Here is a 17,829-nt window from a genome sequence, read left to right on the forward strand (position 1 = left end):
CCTTATAAATATTCTTAATTTTAAAAAATCTTAATTAAGACCATAAAATAACTTGGCATTTATTATGCTTATTCTTATTTAGTTGGTTATTAGCCTATTTGAGACCGATGGAAAAGGTTCTAGAGAAAAACAGCAGGTTATAGTCAAAATAATTTGTACAAGAAATGACTGTATGCCAAACTTAATTCCAACAATATCTTCAACTTATATAAATAAAATTCTATGGCCTGAAGCATTCCTTTGCAAAATGCTACATGTTATGTTGAATGAAAAGACGTACTATAAAAATCGAATTTACTGAGTTTAAAGGGCCATGTCACAGATAGATGTTTTGATTCCAATCCAAGACATTGCAGTAGAGCAGAGCGAGATTCTAAGTATCAAGCGCAACGAACTTGTGCCTTTACTCCACGATCAATACAAGCTGAATCATTATGCTGACCCACTTATTCAGGCGCAGTCCGTACTATTAAATGGGGTAGATCCGCATCTGACCCAACAACTGAGCCAGACGATTGAACAGCTGATTCAGATGTTGGCTCAATCAAAAAAATATCTGAAAAAACGTAAATTTAATGCCTTGCAGAAATGGCTGGGTATTGATCTGGACTATGGCTCAAGTCAGGTTGAATACTATAAAAAACTGGACTATTTACTGGATCAGGCAGATCACCTTAGCCGTAAGTTGCAAATTGAAATCCAGAAATCCCAATCGCGATTCCAACAGCTGATCGGTTTACGTGAGCAAATGGCCAAGCATATTGTGGCAGCAGAAGAATTTTTATCTGAATATCCGCAGTTTGTAAGGAATCAGCATCCACTGGATAATTTTTCTGAGCGGCTGTCAAAAAAGGTGCATACCTTAAGAACCTTGCAAAGCAGTAATGACATTGCCATTACCCAGATGCAATTGTCCCAGCAACTGTCTTATAGCCTACTGGATCGGTTTAAAGAAGCACAACAGGTGCTGATTCCGGCCTGGCAATATCATGTCAAACAAAGCCAGACGAAACACTCGACAAGTGATCTGGAAAAACTTGATAATAGCCGGGACAATCTGATTAAAACGTTAAAAAAGTCACTCGAGAAACCCTCGAATACATAACAATATAAGGTGAAACATGACCAAATCTGATGTAGTAAATTTACCTGTCGAAAGCTCAACTGAACTGACTGAACAGAAGTTTCAGCAAATGGATCTCAAAGAGCTGGGCTTGCAGCCTGCCGATTTTCAGGGGGTCTTGGCAGCACGTAAAGAACTGCAGAATATGAGTCATAATAGTGTGGCCGAATATGGCAAAAATATAGCCACCAAAACTTCAAGCTATACCGATGAATTGCTGAATCTGGTACAAAATAAAGATCTGGATGCAACCGGTCAAAAGCTGAATCAGGTGGTGCAGGTGGCACAGCAACTGAATACCAGCAGTATCTTGAACAAGAAAAAAAGTTCAGGATTTCTGGGCAATATCATCAGCAAATTTAAGGGCGTGAAAGATAATTTTGACTCGCATTTCAATACCACTAAAGAACAGATTGATGTACTGGTCAAGGAAATTGAAACTTCACAATCTGGATTAAAAGCCCGCGTTGATACCCTGGATAAAATGTTCGATGGGGTGCAGGAAGAATACAAGCAGCTGGGTATTCATATTGCAGCTGGACGTTTACGTGAACAGGAATTGCAGCAGGAAATTGCTGCGCTTACAGCTTTGCCACAAGATCAGAGCACCACGCAAAAAATCTATGACCTAAATCATCTAGCCAATAATCTGGAAAAACGCATCAGTGATTTACAGGTATTGCAGCAATCTGCGATGCAGACTTTGCCTATGATCCGGATTATTCAGTCCAATAACCTGATGCTGGTGGATAAATTCTATGCCATTAAAAATATCACATTGCCAGCATGGAAAAACCAGATCAGTCTGGCCATTTCACTGAATGAACAGAAGAACAGCGTACAGCTGGCCAATACCATTGATGATGCGACCAATGAGCTTTTACGCCGTAATGCAGATTTATTGCATCAAAACTCGGTCGATACGGCAAAAGCCAACCAGCGTTCTGTTATTGATATTGAAACGCTTGAACATGTGCAAAATACCCTCATTAAAACTGTTAATGATGTGATTCAGATCCAGAAAGAAGGTGTACAGAAACGTACTGAAGCAACGGTACGTTTAAGAGCCTTACAAGATAATCTGAATCATTTGGTGATTGAATCAAGTACCAGTGGATCTAAACCCAACTAAATGCAGTAGGGCCAAGATCTAAAAAAAGGAGTAGAGATTGCCGCCCTTAGATGAATATGCTGTAAATCCTCAGGAAATCAAGCAAGGGGTCGTCGCACTCAAAAAGCGTCAACGTAATTTGATGCTTTTGGGACTGACCACCTCTACGGTCTGTATTGCATCCGTGATAGGTCTATTCTTTCAGCAGGAAATGGTTTATGGCTTTTTTGGCCTGAGTACTCAGCTTCAACAGCTGCATTTACCAGTCAGTGTCGATGCTAATCTGGCCAGTATTGGGGATAGTCCGGATTATTTCTTTGCTCTATTAAGCTGGTTTGGCTGGCTGATTCTGAAAATCTTTGCCTCTTTTATTGGTGCATTTTTTCTGGTTGGATTGCTGAAGAAGTTTCGCTTCTTCTATGTGCGCTTTCAGTCTTTCATATTGAAGTTTGTAGGCTGGCTGATTTCCTTTATCGTGATCTGGTCAGGACTGACTTATTGGCAATATGACCTGAGAAATGACCGTGAAGACGCTTATCAGCAAGTGGTCTATTACGATAGTAATATCAATGATAGTGAAGTGGCTCGTTATCTGGTTGATTCCGATATTGCTTCACCGGTGAAATCTTATTTACTTGCCCAAACTGCACTCTTGCATAAGCCTGTGGATCTATCCGCAGCCAGACCTTATGTCGCACAAGTAGTTGAAGCAGAGCGGCAGGATAACAAATTTGAACAATACGGATTTAAACCGGAACAGATCTGGACCATGCAGCAACAGGTCTATGGCAAAAGTCTAACGCCTGTGGCACAAAGTGTAGATCGTCAAGCCCAGCAAGCCGAACAAGTCAGCAAGATTACCAATGTCATCATTATTGGCATTGCCATCTTATTTGCCTTGCTTAGCTTAATCATATTTGTACTAGCTAATTCAATTAAGGGGCGTTCGCTACGTATTGAACAGCGAATCTTCTAAACTTAAAAATGCTCCTTTAAAAGGAGCATTTTTATTTTCCAATCTATATTCGGTTTCTTTGGGATAAAAGGCATAAATTCTAGCGATAATAAAAAATTAAATGAGGAGATGGTTTTTGATCTATAAAAACGATCATTAAGATAAAAACAAACTGTTTTACCTATTTTTGTTATTCACTTAATATAGCTTCATCGAATAAATATTTACTCCCTTGGAGACGTTAGCAATGTTAGATCAAAATACTTCAGCTCAATTAAAAACACTACTTGAACGTTTGGAGGGCCCGATTGAATTAGTGGCAACTCTGGATGGCTCTGACAAATCAGCCAAAATCAAAGAACTGGTTGAGGAAATCGCCCAGCTTTCTGATCTAGTGACTGCCCGTTTTGACGGTACCAACAAACGTGCACCAAGCTTTGGTGTGGCAAAAGCCGGTGAACAGCCTCGTGTGTTCTTTGCAGGCTTGCCGATGGGCCATGAGTTTACTTCCCTGATTCTGGCATTGCTGCAAACTTCAGGCTATGCACCAAAAGTCTCTGCCGAAGTTCTGGAATCAATTAAAGGTTTGGGGATCAAATCTGACTTTGATGTATTCGTATCACTCAGCTGTCATAACTGTCCGGATGTCGTTCAGGCATTGAACCTGATTGCCATCTATAACCCGGGTACAACAGCCACCATGATTGATGGGGCTTTCTTCCAGGACGAAGTGGAAGAACGCAAAATCATGGCCGTACCAATGGTGTTTCAGGACAATGAACATATCGGTCAGGGTCGTATGACACTGGAAGAAATCATTGCCAAACTGGATACCAATGCTGCAGCCAAAGATGCTGAAAAACTCAATGCCAAAGATGCATTTGATGTCTTGGTAATTGGTGGCGGACCTGCAGGGAATACTGCAGCGATCTATGCAGCACGTAAAGGCATCAAAACTGGGATCGTGGCTGAACGCATGGGCGGTCAGGTCATGGATACCATGGACATTGAAAACTATACGTCAGTGCAAAAAACCCAAGGTCCAAAATTTGCGGCTGAAATGGAAGCACACGTGCGTGAATACGGTGTTGACATCATGAACCTGCAACGTGTCTCTGACATTAAAGGTGCAGATCGCACAGCCAATGGTCTGGTAGAAGTGACTTTAGAAAATGGTGCGAAACTTGAATCTAAAACTGTGATTTTATCTACCGGTGCACGCTGGAGAGAGATGAATGTTCCAGGTGAACAGGAATACAAAACTCGTGGCGTGGCTTACTGCCCACACTGTGATGGTCCTTTGTTCAAAGGTAAACGTGTAGCGGTAATTGGTGGTGGTAACTCCGGTGTAGAAGCTGCGATTGACCTTGCAGGTATTGTTGAGCATGTAACGCTGGTTGAGTTCGATACTAAACTTCGTGCGGATCAGGTATTGCAGGACAAACTGAACAGCTTGCCAAATACGACTGTGATCAAAAATGCACTTTCTACCGAAGTGATCGGTGATGGTTCACAAGTCACAGCGTTGAAATACAAAGACCGTGCAACTGATGAAGAGCACACTGTTGAATTGGCAGGTATCTTCGTTCAGATCGGTTTGTTGCCGAACACTGACTTCCTGAAAGGAACCGATGTTGAGCTAACTAACCGTGGTGAGATTGTGATTAACGAGCGCAATGAAACCAATGTCAAAGGTGTGTTTGCTGCAGGTGACTGTACCACTGTTCCTTACAAACAGATCATCATCGCGACTGGTGAAGGTGCCAAAGCATCATTATCTGCCTTTGATTACATCATTCGCTCTGGTCAGTAAAAAAAAAGAGCACCTGGAATCCCCACATTCCAGGTGCTTCATCTCAAACACCTATTATTATTTTCGCTTTATAGGAACTCAGGATGCTAACACCCGGGTTCCTTTTTTTAGTTATTGTTAGATCAGCCAAAAGCGTCCCCAATCGCTTTTAGCTGTTCCTTTCCTCTGGACAGTTTTTGTTTTCAACCCTTATTTTTATCTTTCCCCAAGGTTGTTCTTAGATGAAGTCATCAGACTTCATGCATCATTCAAGCTTTGAACAGATTCAAACCTTTAAATTTCTCCATTAACTGTTCTTGCGTTTCCCGATGCTCGGGATGCGGCACAATGCATTCAATCGGACAGACGGCAATACAGGTTTGATGATCATAGAAACCCACACACTCGGTACAACGATTGACATCAATTTCATAAAACTTCTCGCCCTCATAAATTGCTTCATTTGGGCATTCCGGTAAGCACATATCACAGTTGATACATTTATCGGTAATCAAGAGCGCCATTTTTTAACTCGCCTGATAAGCCAATGAAGAGGCTGAAATGTCTACAGATGATGATGGCAGATTACGGATCAGCAGGGCATACTGCATATCGACATCTGCTGGTATTGGAATTTCAACGATATGACCTGAACCTTTAGCATCTTCAATCAGATTGCCTTGACGGTCTTTGATCTCAGTTAAGGTAAAAGTGATGTTGCCTTTAGTGGTCATCAGCTCTAGTGAGTCACCAACGACAAAACGGTTTTTCACATCAATCTTGATATAGTCACCATTACGCTCTAATACTTCCCCACAGAACTGCTGATGATCGAAACTCGATGAACCATTTTCATAGTTTTGATATTCACTATGTACATGACGGCGTAGGAAGCCTTCGGTATAACCACGATTCGCCAGACCTTCTAATTGAGTCATCAATGAAGGGTCGAATGGCTTACCAGCAAGCGCATCATCAATGGCTTTACGGTAAATCTGCGCAGTACGCGCACAATAGAAATAAGATTTGGTCCGACCTTCAATTTTCAGGGAGTGTACGCCAATCTTGGTCAGGCGTTCCACATGCTGTACAGCACGCAGGTCTTTGGAATTCATAAAATAAGTGCCGTGCTCATCTTCTTCAGCAGCAAACATATCTTCGTCATTACGTTGCAATAACACGGGTTCATCAAACTGATGTTGTACTTGCATATGTGACTCATCAGCATCTTTTGAACAACAGCCAGAATCAATATTTTTAACCGGGATCACATCGCCCGTTTCATCTTCCTTGGCATCCAGTACTTGGTATTCCCAGCGGCAGGCATTGGTGCAGGCGCCCTGGTTGGCATCGCGTTTGTTCATATAGCCAGACAGCATGCAGCGGCCAGAGTAGGCCATGCACAACGCACCATGTACGAACACTTCGATTTCGATATCTGGAACTTGCTGTTTGATTTCTTCAATTTCTTCGATGGACAGTTCACGTGACAAAATTACGCGAGTAAGTCCCATATTCTTCCAGAACTTTACAGTTGCCCAGTTCACAGCATTGGCCTGTACAGACAGGTGAATGTCCATGTGCGGGAAATGCTCACGCACCAGCATGATCAGACCAGGATCGGACATGATCAGCGCATCTGGCTGCATTGCCACGACTGGTTCAAGGTGACGAATAAAATTTTTCAGTTTGGAGTTATGTGGCTGAATATTCACCACGACATAGAATTTTTTGCCAAGCTTATGCGCTTCTTTGATGCCAATCGCCAGATTGTCATGGTCAAATTCATTATTACGAACACGCAAGCTATAACGTGGCTGGCCGGCATAGACTGCATCTGCACCATAAGCAAAGGCATAACGCATGTTTTTTAGGGAGCCAGCAGGTGAGAGAAGTTCGGTAACGTGAGAAATGCTCATGATGAAATCGAAAGACATATAAAAAGTACGTCTTTATTCTAGTCATCTGAAATCAGGATTCAACCTAGTAAATAACTCGGAATTGGCATAATTTAACTCAATTTCAAGTTAAAAGATAAACAGTAAACGATTTAAAATATCCATAAATATTTCAGCTATTTTCAATAGATTCCAGTGTTTTTAAAATCTGGCAATGATTAATCGTGGTTGGGGTATTACAGCTTTCGCGAAGTGCCATTAACTGCTGTTTAAATAATTGTAATTCTTTAATTTTATTTGAAATATCTATAAGGTGCTGATCAATCATCTGGTTAACTTCACAGCAATCCTGTTCAGGATTCTGTTCCAGCTGAATCAGGTATTCAATTTCTTTTAAAGACATACCTAAAGCACGACAGCGTTTGATAAAAATCAAGCGTTTTAAGGCCTCGTCGCCATAATAACGATACTGGTTACTTGCTCGAAAATTCGGCTGAATCAAACCTCTTTTCTCATAAAATCGAATGGTATCAGTACTTAAATCAGCTTTCTTGGCTATATCAGAAATCAAATAATGTGACATAAATACCTCAGGCTTGACCTTGGAGTGACTCTATAGTTTCTAATGACTTTATCGCATTCAGGATAAAAAATCATCGGAGAATAATATGGCCTGTAGTTGTAGTCATGAACCCGCGCCGCCCAAATCTAATAGCAAATTTAAAACAGCTTTATGGATTGCATTATTGATTAACCTGACCTTATTTGGTGTGGAGCTGATCGGCGGTGCTTATGCACATTCATCAGCGTTATGGGCAGATGCGCTAGATTTCTTTGGAGATGCTGTGAATTATGGTATTTCTCTGGCGGTGATTGGTGCAAGTCTGTATTGGCGTGCAACAGTTGCTCTGATTAAAGGATTGACCATGGCAGTATTTGGTCTGGTCGTCATTGGCAAAGTAATTTATGCCTTTATGCAAGGTATTCCACCTGAAGCCATTACGATGGGGATCATCGGGGTATTGGCCTTAATCGCAAACGTTGTCACAGCCATAATTTTATATGCTTTCCGGGATGGCGATGCCAATATGAAATCAGTCTGGTTGTGCAGCCGTAATGATGCAATCGGCAATGTGGCCGTCATTTTTGCAGCAGTGGGAGTCTTTGGCACTGGCAGTCTATGGCCAGATGTTATTGTTGCATTCATTATGGCAAGTCTAGGCTTAAGCGCTGGATATCATGTGGTGAAACAGGCTCTAGCTGAACGAGTATTGAAGCATGAGTCAGCCTGATCCTTAATATTAAATTTAATTATGAAAAAGCTGCTGATCAGGCAGCTTTTCCATTAGCCATAAGTCTAAAAAATAGATGAAAAATAAAGCTTTACAAATGCGATAAATTTAGGAAGAATCATGCGAGAAATTTAGAAAAGATTCATATAACTAAACAATTTAAATTTTTTAGTGTTTTTGAGGGGGAGCAATGAGCTTCATAAAACTACTTTCACTTTCAACTATTATACTGATGACTGGGTGTAGTTCTATGGTCGTCACTTATGACGCATCTGGTCAGGTGATTGGATCATGTAAAGCTACACGTGGTCTGCTTTCAACTGCTAGTGCTCATTGTAATGGATCAGGCAATGCAATTGGTGTGAACTACAATACGGTGGATGCTAAAACAGGTTTATTGCCAGTACCACCAAGTCAAAATCAGATTCATTTAGCACCATAAATCATAGAGGGGAATATCATGAAATTATCAGCACTTATTGCATTAGCAGCGACTATCGTACTAACTGGTTGTGCATCAACAGTGACTACATTTGACTCACATGGCCGTATGATCGGTTCATGCAAAGCAGAAAGCGGTTTTATTATCGGTGGTGGTGCAGGCTGTTCAGGTTCTGCAAATCAGGAAGGTCGCGATCGTTAATTTTTAATGACGATTGCAATAAAAAACCGAAGCCTAAGCTTCGGTTTTTTCCTTATTCATCAAAAAATTATTTTTGATCAGGTAAAGCAAAGGCAATAATATAGTCGCCAACATCTTTAGAATGGCTTGCACCACCTGCAGAAATCACAACATATTGTTTGCCAGTTTTTGGAGATTTATAAATCAGCGGTGCAGCAACAGCAGCAACAGGAAGCTTAGCTTTCCACACTTCTTTACCAGTTTTTGAATCCAGCGCACGTAGGTAATAATCCTGAGTACCTGCGAAGAACACCAGACCAGAAGCGGTTGAAGTAGGACCACCCAGTGTAGGCATACCTAAAGGAATTGGCATATGGGTTTTCACACCTAATGGACCTAATTCTTTGGCTGTACCCATTGGTACTTCCCAAACGACTTTTTTAGATTTTAAGTCGATGGCAGTCATGGTACCAAACGGTGGTTTGTTACAAGGAACACCCAGTTTAGACTGCATGATGTCAATTTTCACACCCGCATAAGGACCAGCCAGTTGTGGACGTACTGTACCCATGAATCCTGGTACTTCGTCAGTTGAGATATGATATTTACTCATATCTTCTTTACGAACCAATGACATACGAAGTGGCATACGCATATCGTTGACGTACATCATGCCAGTAGATTCATCAATGGAGATACCGCCCCAGTTGAAGCCACCGAGCAGGCTAGGCCATTCGATATATGGTTTTTCACCAGGTGCAGTATATAAACCGTTGTAGACAGAGTCTTTAAAGTCTATACGACAAGCCAGTTGGTCAAAGGTTGAGATGCCCCACATATCCTGTTCAGTCAATGTCGCATTACCAATTTGTGGCATGCCAACAGAGAATGGTTGGGTAGGAGAAAGTTTTTCACCTTCAGCACCATTGGTGTCGACTGGACGTTCTTCAACTTTAGTGACTGGTTTACCAGTACGGCGGTCAAGAACGAAGATTTGACCCATTTTGGTAGTTTGAATCAACGCAGGCACTTTTTTGCCATGATCATCAGTCATGTCGTAAAGCACAGGTTGTGACGGCAAGTCATAATCCCAGACATCATGGTGAACAGTTTGATAAGACCAAACAGTTTTACCAGTCAAAGCATTTACCGCAACAATGGCAGAGCCAAATTTTTCTTTGGCTGCGTCACGGTCGCCGCCCCAGTAGTCAGGAGGACCATTACCTGTAGGCAAGTAAACCAGATTCAGGTCTTTGTCATAAGTCGGGATGGTCCACATGTTTGGTGTTTCTAAAGTAAAGCCTTTGCCATCTTTAGGTTCACCAACCAGTTCAGGATTACCGACATCCCAAGCCCAAGCCAATTGACCAGTACGAACGTCATAAGCACGGACAACACCAGAAGGTTCACCATGCACAATATCACGTACCCAACCGCCTAATACAGCGACATGACCCGCAATCAGTGGGGTCGAGGTTGGGTGATAACGTTTACTTTGTTCAGTTGAGCCCATGTCATGCAAGACATCGACTTGACCATTCACACCAAACTCAGGACATAAAGCACCTGTTTTGGCGTTCAAAGCAATTAAACGGCCATCAACAGTAGAAGTCAGGATACGTTGTGGACAAGCTTTAATACCCGGTGCTTGTAAGTCTGCTGCAGTTAAAGATTTGTCTGTAGTTGCATCATAGTAACCAACACCACGGCAAGTGATATGCTCTGCAGTTTTTGCATGTGGATCATATTTCCAAAGTGCTTTACCACTGTCACCATCAATTGCTGAAATGATGTTAGTCGGTGTACATGAATATAAAGTACTACCAATTTGAATTGGTGTATTTTCATCGACACCGGCAGAAGTATCACGACCAGTGTGATAAGTCCAAGCCACTTTTAGATCTTTGACATTTTCAGGGGTAATGTCAGTGTACGGTGCAAAGCGGGTACCGTTACCATTACGACCGAAATATTCCCAGTTGTCCGGGTTTTCTGCATTCGGTTTAGCCAGTGCAGGGTCTTGTACGATATCAACAGGATTGAGGATTTTGCCGTGTGGGAAGAACGCAGCAATCAGGGCTGCGACACAGGCAAAGAAACCGGCAAAGCCAACAAGATTGGCAGCTTTGATTTTTGCAGCATTGAGTGCTGGCAGGCTTTTGCTTGCCCACATGCTGAGGACAAACAGAATAGTTGGAACCACCAGACGTGGGATATATTGCCAGAAGCTCAAACCTTGAACTTCAGCAATAGACCAGAGGAGGGTTGCAATAAAAGTAACAATAGAAAGCCAGAAACCAAAGGCTTTTTTCATCGCATATAAAATGGCGATTGCAACATAGGCAATCCCTGCAATGAGATAATAGCTTGTACCACCGAGGCTGAGTAATTTAGCGCCTTGAATGATCAAGTACAGCGCAACAAGTAAAGTCAGTACGACAACAAAATATCGATAGACTTTAGACCCTGTACGCTCGATAGAGGAGGGTTGTTCAGTGCTCATACCTTGCCTATAAAAAACGGCTTGGTTGCATAAACGGTGAAACAGGAGAATGGGATCAAAACAGATCGAATTAAAAGTTTACAGAGTTTATGTAACTAAGTTTTTAGCGAGGATAAATCCTCAGGAGAAATCAATTACAGTTACATATTCTAACATTTAAGAAGATTTTTTGACTAAAAAATATAATGTGAGTATTGATATTTATCATTTATTTTACTGTTTTAAGTAATTAAATTTTTATAAATACGCTAATTATAAGAAATTTTAAGTAAAGAATAGCTTGGGTTAATTCTTTCAGATTAAGACTTACTGGATATAAAAAACGCATGCTTTAAGCATGCGTTTTAGGATTGCAAAAGCATTTTTGCAGATTATTTTTCTACGAATGCACGTTCAATCACGTAATCGCCCAGAACACCCATACGTGGAGATTCTTTCAGACCGTGTTGATCTAGCAGTGCAGCAACGTCGTCCAGGAATGCAGGAGAACCACAGAGCATTGCACGGTCAGTTTCAGGATTGAAACGTGGTAGTCCGATTTTCTCGAATAATTGACCAGATTCAATCGCAGTGGTTACACGACCTTGCGTATGGAACTCTTCACGAGTAACAGTTGGGTAATACACTAATTTTTCTTTAGCACCCAATTCACCAAAGAATTCGTGGTTTGGAATTTCGTTAAGAATCAAATCTTGATAAGCCAGTTCTGAGATGAAACGTGTACCGTGAACCACGATGATTTTTTCAAAACGTTCATAAGTTTCTGGATCACGGATTACAGAAAGGAAAGGTGCAAGACCAGTACCCGAAGAAAGCAGGTACAAGTTTTTACCTGGGTTTAAATCATCAAGAACCAGTGTGCCTGTAGGTTTTTTAGAAACCAGGATTTCGTCGCCAACTTTTACTTTTTGCAAGATAGAAGTAAGAGGACCATCTGGCACTTTGATTGAGAAGAATTCCAGCTCTTCTTCATAGTTTGCACTTGCAATTGAATATGCACGCATTAACGGCTTGCCATTGACTTCAAGACCGATCATCACAAACTGACCGTTTTTAAAACGTAATGCAGTATCACGAGTCGTTTTAAAAGAGAATAAAGTGTCATTCCAATGGTGGACGTGAGTAATCTTTTCGACGTTAAAAGCAGCCATTAAAGGTCTCAATAAGTTATCAAATTAGAACAGGTTGCTATTCTAATCTAAATTCATTCTCTATAAACTGAATATATTTAATTGAGCTTATCAAAAAAAGTGATTATGACCGAACTCACTCTGCCGATTATTGGCTATATGCATTCTCCCTATAAAGAAAAGTTTGGCATCCCGCGTCAGCCTAATTTGGTACAGGTTGAAAGCTATATTGAAATGACCGGTTCATATAATGATTTACTCGCATTTGAAGGCATCGAAGAGTTTAGTCATCTCTGGTTAGTCTGGCAGTTTCATGACAATAAAAATCAGCAGAGCCAGCAATTTCGTCCGCAGGTTCGTCCACCCCGTTTAGGCGGAAACCAGAAAATCGGGGTGTTTGCGACACGTAGTATGTACCGTCCTGCACCCATTGGTTTATCTGTGGTAAAGCTTAAAGAAGTTAGAAAAGTAGGGAAATCGATACGTGTATATGTGAATGGTAGTGATTTATTAGATGGTACTCCGATTGTCGATATCAAGCCCTATATTCAGTATTCAGATGCCGTGATTGAGGCACAAAGTGGTTATGCACAGGATGAGCCACAACGTAAATCGGTAATTTGGACAGAAGAGGCGGAGCAGCAAAAACAGCAGTTCATGAATAAGGGAAAAGTTTCTCCACAAATACTGCAAGAACTCGAAGAAGTTCTCTCTTTAGATCCGAGACCTGCTTATCAGGATGATCAGGAACGGGTTTATGGAATGAAGTTTGCGGATTTAGATGTGAGGTTTTTGGTAAGAGAGTTATCTGTTTATATATCAGAAATAGAATATATTGAATTGTGATTGAAGAAACTAAGATAAGCGTATCTTATATACGCTTATCTCTAGTCATATTTTACTTCAATTTACGATATTTATCAATTTCTTGACTAGCAGTAGAGTTGAAAACAGTACATTCTTTTTGTAAAGATTGAATATATAACTCTTGTTCTAAAATTTCTTCTGCATCTGTAAGTTTATCAGACTTAAGGTCTTTTAAAATTTGTGTTTCAATTTCAATTTCTTTATTTAAAGAGTAATAGATACCTGATTTATTGTACTCGCCCATACGATATTTATTATCAACTTGCACAAGAGCACTAATATATTCATTTGGGTAAATTGAATTCGAGATGAAAGCGTTATAACTACCTAAATTTATAGTTTTATATCCTTCAGAGAATATGTTCTGGAAACTATCATAAGTCTCATATGGATTTTTATACATCATAATGAAGTCTTTACTCGAAGATAAACTTAATCCTCTTAAGCACTTTGAGCCATTTGGAAATGTCTTGCCTTTAAGTTTGGAAAGATAAAATTGTGCGAAATCACCATAATTATCCAGCTTAGGTTCTAAAGAGACTAGATACAGATGAGTATCTATGTATTCACCCAATAGTTTACCCGATAGATCGACTAACTCATATTTTTCAGTTAATTGAAGGCCTGTATGTCCAATTTTAGAGGATGGAATATAAGTTTTCTCAGTCACCGAGTTTTTTAGAAGTGATCCAATTTTATAGCCTAATTCAGGATCTTTATTTAACTCTAATTCGTACAGACCTTCATTGGTTAAGTAATCACCAAAAATATACAGTTCATTTATATCAAGATTTTCCATATCTTTTAGGTTGCTTAAATAGTCTACACGGACATACTGCGTATCTCCTTTACTCGTAAAAGTGAGTTTGTCGAATAAATAATCGGAGCCAGTAAAATATGAAGGAGAATAGGCAGACCATTCAGAATCATTTGTTGTAGTATTTCCAGTTCCAGTTCCAGTTCCAGTTCCAGTTCCAGTTCCAGTTCCAGTTCCAGTTCCAGTTCCAGTTCCAGTTCCAGTTCCAGTTCCAGTTCCAGGGTTTGAATCAGAAGAAGAGGAGCCCCCACCACAAGCACTTAGCATGAATGCACTAAAAATTGCGAGTGATAAATTCTTAAATTTCATAAAAATCCCTATAAAAAATCGTAGTAATAAAATTGTTTTTTAAAATAAAGCAGACTAATTATAGCGAATAAATATAAAAATTAAATTTGCAAAATATATAAAAATTAACTATTTAAATATACTTAACAATCAAAATACCATCCACCACAAAATACCAATCAACACCGCCATATGCAAAATCTGTACTGGCGCAAAGTACAGGGAAAATTTGAAACCACCTGTTACAGCAGCATTGACTGACTTGGCTACAGCATGTGCGCCCAGCCCCAAAAGCAGGGCATAGATCAGCCGGGTATTGGATGGATCTCCTTGAATGACCACGCTTGCCATTGCGGCATGAATTTCAAATAAGGATGCAAATAAAGTACCAGCAAGAAGACCAGCATTGCCCAGTAATATTTCCAGACCGTAAACTCCAGCCTGAATCAGGGTTAATGCGGCAGCGATAATCACAGCTTCTTTGAGACTAAACATCTTACTGTCAGAAGATTCCGGAGACTCCTGATTTTTAGCAGGTTCAGCTTTATGTAATAATATAAATGCACATGCAGCCAGAATAAGCATAGCGACCAATGAAGGGAGGAGCAGAATTTTTAGCCAATCCCAGGAAACGCCTCCTACTACAATAAACAATAGAACTAATGTCGAAATGCATGACATCAGGGCAGCGCCAGCATTGGATTTTGCATCCATTTCACCTTTGCGCACCTGTATCCCCAGTTGAGCAATAGTTGCGGTACTGGAAACAAAACCTGAAGCAATTGAAGACAGCATCAAAGCATTTTTAGTTGAAAAGAAACGTTTAGCGATATGTGCCAAAGCTTGAACTACCAGTATTAGAGTTACTAATTTTAAAATCAGATAAGGGTTCAGCACTTCACCCCATAAAGGCCGGTCAGGGGTTAGCGGTAAACCAATCAGAATCAAGGCTAATAATAGTAATCCATCCCTAAATTCAGCCTCAGTAATCCACTGTCCGGCAATATTATGCATAGAGTGTTTGGCCATTAAAATTATCGTGATCAGAACTGCTAGTCCTGCAGCCAGAGGAATATTCCATAAACAAATCGCCCCAATAAAATAGGTCATGATAAAGGCCAATTCGGTGGTAATCCCCGGATCTTCTATCTGGTTTCTAATAGAAAAAATGACAATACCGCCAATAATGAGTGCACCGGCCAGACCCATTGCCATTCCGAATAAAAAGCACAATGCGCCTAATAAAGCACAGATCGCAAAAGAGCGTAGCCCGGCAAAACTGGCCTGTTCTTCACGCTGTTTATGCCGTTCACGTTCCAGACCAATCAATAAGCCACATCCTAAAGCGGCGGTCAGGAGGGTAAGCAGCTCATGAAAGGAACTACTTTCATTTAAGGGAACTACGTTTAAATCCATACCCGGTCTCAGCGATTGAATAAGATATCCTGATTGAAATATAGGCGAAAAATTGACACATCGACAAGCAGAAAAAGGTTATGACCTAAAACCCATGTGATGTGTTTATCATTTATGAGAAACAATATTGCTTTTAAGTTTGGAAGTCGCGATGGAATGCGAAAAACAGGAAAAACTTGTTATAGTGGAGGCAGTTTTGGGGACCATCGATCATGAAATTTGATTTTGAAATTGATACAGGCTGGTGTTTGGATCAGCTTTTAAAAGACGGAAAAATAACTGAACGTGACCGGATGCGAGTTCAGACCACACATCGTCAGCGTGAACAACTGAAATGGCATCCTTTACAGTGGATTGCCAATTTTAATCTGGTCGATCGTTCCCATCCTCAAAGCACCCTTACTTTGAACCGTTTATGCCAATGGCTGTCAGAAAAAACCAATCTGCCTTTTTATATTATTGATCCTTTAAAAGCGGATGTTCAGGCACTGACCGCAGTGATGTCACAGGAATATGCACTGCGTAATCGTATTCTCGCTGTTGAAATCCAACCCGATAAAATTCTGATTGCTACAGATCAGCCTTATAAAACTGAATGGATGTCGAATCTGCAGCAGAATATCAGCCCACGCCGCATCGAGCGGGTACTGCTCAATCCAGAACAGTTGCAGCGCTATATTGTCGAATATTATCAGGTTAGTCGGGCAGTCAGTGGATCACAGAAATCTTCAGCCTATGACCGTGAAAACAAAGGTGTAGAAGCACTCTTACAGCTCGGTGATTCACAAAACCCAGATGCCAATGATCAGCATATTGTTAAACTGGTGGACTGGGTGCTGCAGTTTGCCTTTGAGCAGGGTGCCAGTGATATTCATATGGAACCACGCAAAGATACCGGGAAAATCCGTTTCCGTATTGATGGCGTTCTGCATACCATTTACAACATGCCAGCCAATACGCTGACTGCCGTCATTTCGCGGATTAAAATTCTCGGTCGGATGAATGTGGCCGAAAAGCGTAAGCCGCAAGATGGTCGTTTAAAAACTCGTACACCTAAAGGGCAGGAAACTGAGCTGCGTTTATCGACTTTACCGACAGCTTTTGGTGAAAAGTTGGTGATGCGTATTTTCGATCCGGAAGTCTTGGTACGCAGCTTCCAGCAACTCGGCTTTGAAGGGCATTTACTGAATGAATGGAACGCGTTAACCAGTCATAGTCATGGGATTATTCTGGTCACCGGACCGACCGGTTCGGGTAAAACTACGACTTTGTATTCGACTTTAAAGCAATTGGCAACGGAAGAGGTTAACGTTTGTACCATTGAAGATCCGATTGAGATGCTAGAGCCAAGCTTTAACCAAATGCAGGTCAATAACGGAATTGAGCTGGGCTTTGCCGATGGTGTAAGGGCGCTGATGCGTCAGGATCCAGACATCATCATGGTCGGTGAGATTCGTGATCAGGATACGGCGAATATGGCAATTCAGGCAGCTTTGACTGGGCATCTGGTATTATCCACCTTACATACTAATGATGCGCCGTCGAGTCTGACTCGTTTGCATGATCTTGGTGTGCAACCGTTCTTGACTGCAGCGACGATCCTGGGTGTATTGGCGCAGCGTCTGGTACGTAAACTCTGTCCACACTGTAAAGAAGAAGGCTTTATGGATGAGCAGGAGTGGCAGCATTTAACTGCCGATTATCCATTGGCCCGCCCAGAATTCGTGTTCCGTCCAGTCGGTTGTGAAGAATGTCGTCATACTGGCTATAAAGGACGTGTAGGAATTTATGAGTTTATGCCACTCAGTTTGGCAACCAAGCAACTCATTGGTGCAGATGCTAACCTGAACCAGTTGCGTGCTCAGGCGAAAAAAGAGGGTGTAGAGCCCCTCAGAATCGCGGGTGCTCGAAAAGTCATTGAAGGCGTGACGACGCTTGAAGAAGTGCTGCGTGTGGTGCCACTGAATTAATTTTTAAAACACATTTTTAAAAAATGAAGATTTCTTAAGATTCAA

16 protein-coding genes are annotated in these 17,829 nt (G+C 41.1%); 9 read left to right on the plus strand and 7 right to left on the minus strand.

Features of this window, described 5'->3' with window-relative positions:
* The first annotated feature begins 313 nt into the window (after positions 1–313).
* From FTV34_RS04365 to ahpF, 4 genes are all read left to right on the plus strand, one after another.
* Entirely contained in the window at positions 314–1,105 is a 792-nt protein-coding gene (locus FTV34_RS04365; protein WP_180068976.1) for a tellurium resistance protein, read from the plus strand.
* Positions 1,106–1,121: 16 nt separating this feature from the next.
* Positions 1,122–2,255 (plus strand): toxic anion resistance protein, encoded by a 1,134-nt coding sequence (locus FTV34_RS04370; RefSeq protein WP_179993421.1) that lies wholly within the window; start codon positions 1,122–1,124, stop codon positions 2,253–2,255.
* Between the two features lie 37 nt (positions 2,256–2,292).
* Positions 2,293–3,210 carry a hypothetical protein gene (locus FTV34_RS04375; protein ID WP_166135984.1) on the plus strand — a complete coding sequence of 306 codons (918 nt, stop codon included), beginning with the start codon at positions 2,293–2,295 and terminating at the stop codon, positions 3,208–3,210.
* Between the two features lie 226 nt (positions 3,211–3,436).
* A complete protein-coding gene (gene ahpF / locus FTV34_RS04380; RefSeq protein ID WP_180068978.1) occupies positions 3,437–5,002 on the plus strand; it encodes an alkyl hydroperoxide reductase subunit F in 1,566 nt (521 codons plus the stop codon).
* 248 nt (positions 5,003–5,250) lie between these two features.
* Here ahpF and FTV34_RS04385 read toward each other — a convergent pair whose 3' ends face one another.
* The 3 genes from FTV34_RS04385 to FTV34_RS04395 form a co-directional block, all read right to left on the minus strand.
* Positions 5,251–5,505, minus strand: a complete 255-nt coding sequence (locus FTV34_RS04385; protein WP_159123203.1) for a YfhL family 4Fe-4S dicluster ferredoxin — start codon at positions 5,503–5,505, stop codon at positions 5,251–5,253.
* 3 nt (positions 5,506–5,508) lie between these two features.
* Positions 5,509–6,918: a tRNA 5-hydroxyuridine modification protein YegQ gene (yegQ, locus tag FTV34_RS04390; protein WP_180068980.1), complete on the minus strand. Its 1,410-nt coding sequence runs from the start codon at positions 6,916–6,918 to the stop codon at positions 5,509–5,511.
* A gap of 133 nt (positions 6,919–7,051) precedes the next feature.
* Positions 7,052–7,462: a Cd(II)/Pb(II)-responsive transcriptional regulator gene (locus FTV34_RS04395; RefSeq protein ID WP_180068982.1), complete on the minus strand. Its 411-nt coding sequence runs from the start codon at positions 7,460–7,462 to the stop codon at positions 7,052–7,054.
* A gap of 85 nt (positions 7,463–7,547) precedes the next feature.
* On the opposite strand from FTV34_RS04395, the gene FTV34_RS04400 reads away from it, so the two are divergent.
* From FTV34_RS04400 to FTV34_RS04410, 3 genes are all read left to right on the plus strand, one after another.
* The gene (locus FTV34_RS04400; protein ID WP_180068984.1) at positions 7,548–8,171 is read left to right on the plus strand and encodes a cation transporter; all 624 of its coding nucleotides are present in this window, start codon (positions 7,548–7,550) and stop codon (positions 8,169–8,171) included.
* Positions 8,172–8,421: 250 nt separating this feature from the next.
* The gene (locus tag FTV34_RS04405; RefSeq protein WP_227607384.1) at positions 8,422–8,613 is read left to right on the plus strand and encodes a hypothetical protein; all 192 of its coding nucleotides are present in this window, start codon (positions 8,422–8,424) and stop codon (positions 8,611–8,613) included.
* A gap of 18 nt (positions 8,614–8,631) precedes the next feature.
* Positions 8,632–8,814: a hypothetical protein gene (locus tag FTV34_RS04410; protein WP_005236502.1), complete on the plus strand. Its 183-nt coding sequence runs from the start codon at positions 8,632–8,634 to the stop codon at positions 8,812–8,814.
* 67 nt (positions 8,815–8,881) lie between these two features.
* On the opposite strand, the gene FTV34_RS04415 is transcribed toward FTV34_RS04410, so the two are convergent.
* A complete protein-coding gene (locus FTV34_RS04415; RefSeq protein WP_180068986.1) occupies positions 8,882–11,296 on the minus strand; it encodes a membrane-bound PQQ-dependent dehydrogenase, glucose/quinate/shikimate family in 2,415 nt (804 codons plus the stop codon).
* 371 nt (positions 11,297–11,667) lie between these two features.
* Positions 11,668–12,447, minus strand: a complete 780-nt coding sequence (locus FTV34_RS04420; RefSeq protein ID WP_005236496.1) for a ferredoxin--NADP reductase — start codon at positions 12,445–12,447, stop codon at positions 11,668–11,670.
* A gap of 105 nt (positions 12,448–12,552) precedes the next feature.
* On the opposite strand from FTV34_RS04420, the gene tsaA reads away from it, so the two are divergent.
* On the plus strand, positions 12,553–13,272 hold the full coding sequence (gene tsaA, locus FTV34_RS04425) for a tRNA (N6-threonylcarbamoyladenosine(37)-N6)-methyltransferase TrmO (protein ID WP_180068988.1): 720 nt from the start codon (positions 12,553–12,555) through the stop codon (positions 13,270–13,272).
* Positions 13,273–13,324: 52 nt separating this feature from the next.
* Here the strand turns inward: tsaA and FTV34_RS04430 are convergent, their stop codons facing one another.
* On the minus strand, positions 13,325–14,419 hold the full coding sequence (locus FTV34_RS04430; protein WP_180068990.1) for a hypothetical protein: 1,095 nt from the start codon (positions 14,417–14,419) through the stop codon (positions 13,325–13,327).
* A 129-nt stretch (positions 14,420–14,548) separates the two neighbouring features.
* Complete coding sequence (locus FTV34_RS04435; protein ID WP_180068992.1) at positions 14,549–15,814, minus strand: MgtC/SapB family protein; 1,266 nt, start codon at positions 15,812–15,814, stop codon at positions 14,549–14,551.
* A gap of 212 nt (positions 15,815–16,026) precedes the next feature.
* On the opposite strand from FTV34_RS04435, the gene FTV34_RS04440 reads away from it, so the two are divergent.
* Positions 16,027–17,784 carry a GspE/PulE family protein gene (locus tag FTV34_RS04440; RefSeq protein WP_180068994.1) on the plus strand — a complete coding sequence of 586 codons (1,758 nt, stop codon included), beginning with the start codon at positions 16,027–16,029 and terminating at the stop codon, positions 17,782–17,784.
* The last annotated feature ends 45 nt before the right edge of the window (positions 17,785–17,829 follow it).

It is taken from the genome of Acinetobacter sp. YH16038, assembly GCF_013417275.1.
Classification (GTDB): Bacteria; Pseudomonadota; Gammaproteobacteria; order Pseudomonadales; family Moraxellaceae; genus Acinetobacter.

Coding starts and splice junctions, on each gene's coding strand:
- FTV34_RS04385 (WP_159123203.1), bottom strand. CDS start 5,505: ATGGCGCTCTTGATTACCGATAAATGTATCAACTGTGATATGTGCTTA.
- yegQ (WP_180068980.1), bottom strand. CDS start 6,918: ATGTCTTTCGATTTCATCATGAGCATTTCTCACGTTACCGAACTTCTC.
- FTV34_RS04430 (WP_180068990.1), bottom strand. CDS start 14,419: ATGAAATTTAAGAATTTATCACTCGCAATTTTTAGTGCATTCATGCTA.
- FTV34_RS04420 (WP_005236496.1), bottom strand. CDS start 12,447: ATGGCTGCTTTTAACGTCGAAAAGATTACTCACGTCCACCATTGGAAT.
- FTV34_RS04370 (WP_179993421.1), top strand. CDS start 1,122: ATGACCAAATCTGATGTAGTAAATTTACCTGTCGAAAGCTCAACTGAA.
- FTV34_RS04405 (WP_227607384.1), top strand. CDS start 8,422: ATGGTCGTCACTTATGACGCATCTGGTCAGGTGATTGGATCATGTAAA.
- FTV34_RS04440 (WP_180068994.1), top strand. CDS start 16,027: ATGAAATTTGATTTTGAAATTGATACAGGCTGGTGTTTGGATCAGCTT.
- FTV34_RS04395 (WP_180068982.1), bottom strand. CDS start 7,462: ATGTCACATTATTTGATTTCTGATATAGCCAAGAAAGCTGATTTAAGT.
- FTV34_RS04415 (WP_180068986.1), bottom strand. CDS start 11,296: ATGAGCACTGAACAACCCTCCTCTATCGAGCGTACAGGGTCTAAAGTC.
- tsaA (WP_180068988.1), top strand. CDS start 12,553: ATGACCGAACTCACTCTGCCGATTATTGGCTATATGCATTCTCCCTAT.
- FTV34_RS04435 (WP_180068992.1), bottom strand. CDS start 15,814: ATGGATTTAAACGTAGTTCCCTTAAATGAAAGTAGTTCCTTTCATGAG.
- ahpF (WP_180068978.1), top strand. CDS start 3,437: ATGTTAGATCAAAATACTTCAGCTCAATTAAAAACACTACTTGAACGT.
- FTV34_RS04400 (WP_180068984.1), top strand. CDS start 7,548: ATGGCCTGTAGTTGTAGTCATGAACCCGCGCCGCCCAAATCTAATAGC.
- FTV34_RS04410 (WP_005236502.1), top strand. CDS start 8,632: ATGAAATTATCAGCACTTATTGCATTAGCAGCGACTATCGTACTAACT.
- FTV34_RS04365 (WP_180068976.1), top strand. CDS start 314: ATGTCACAGATAGATGTTTTGATTCCAATCCAAGACATTGCAGTAGAG.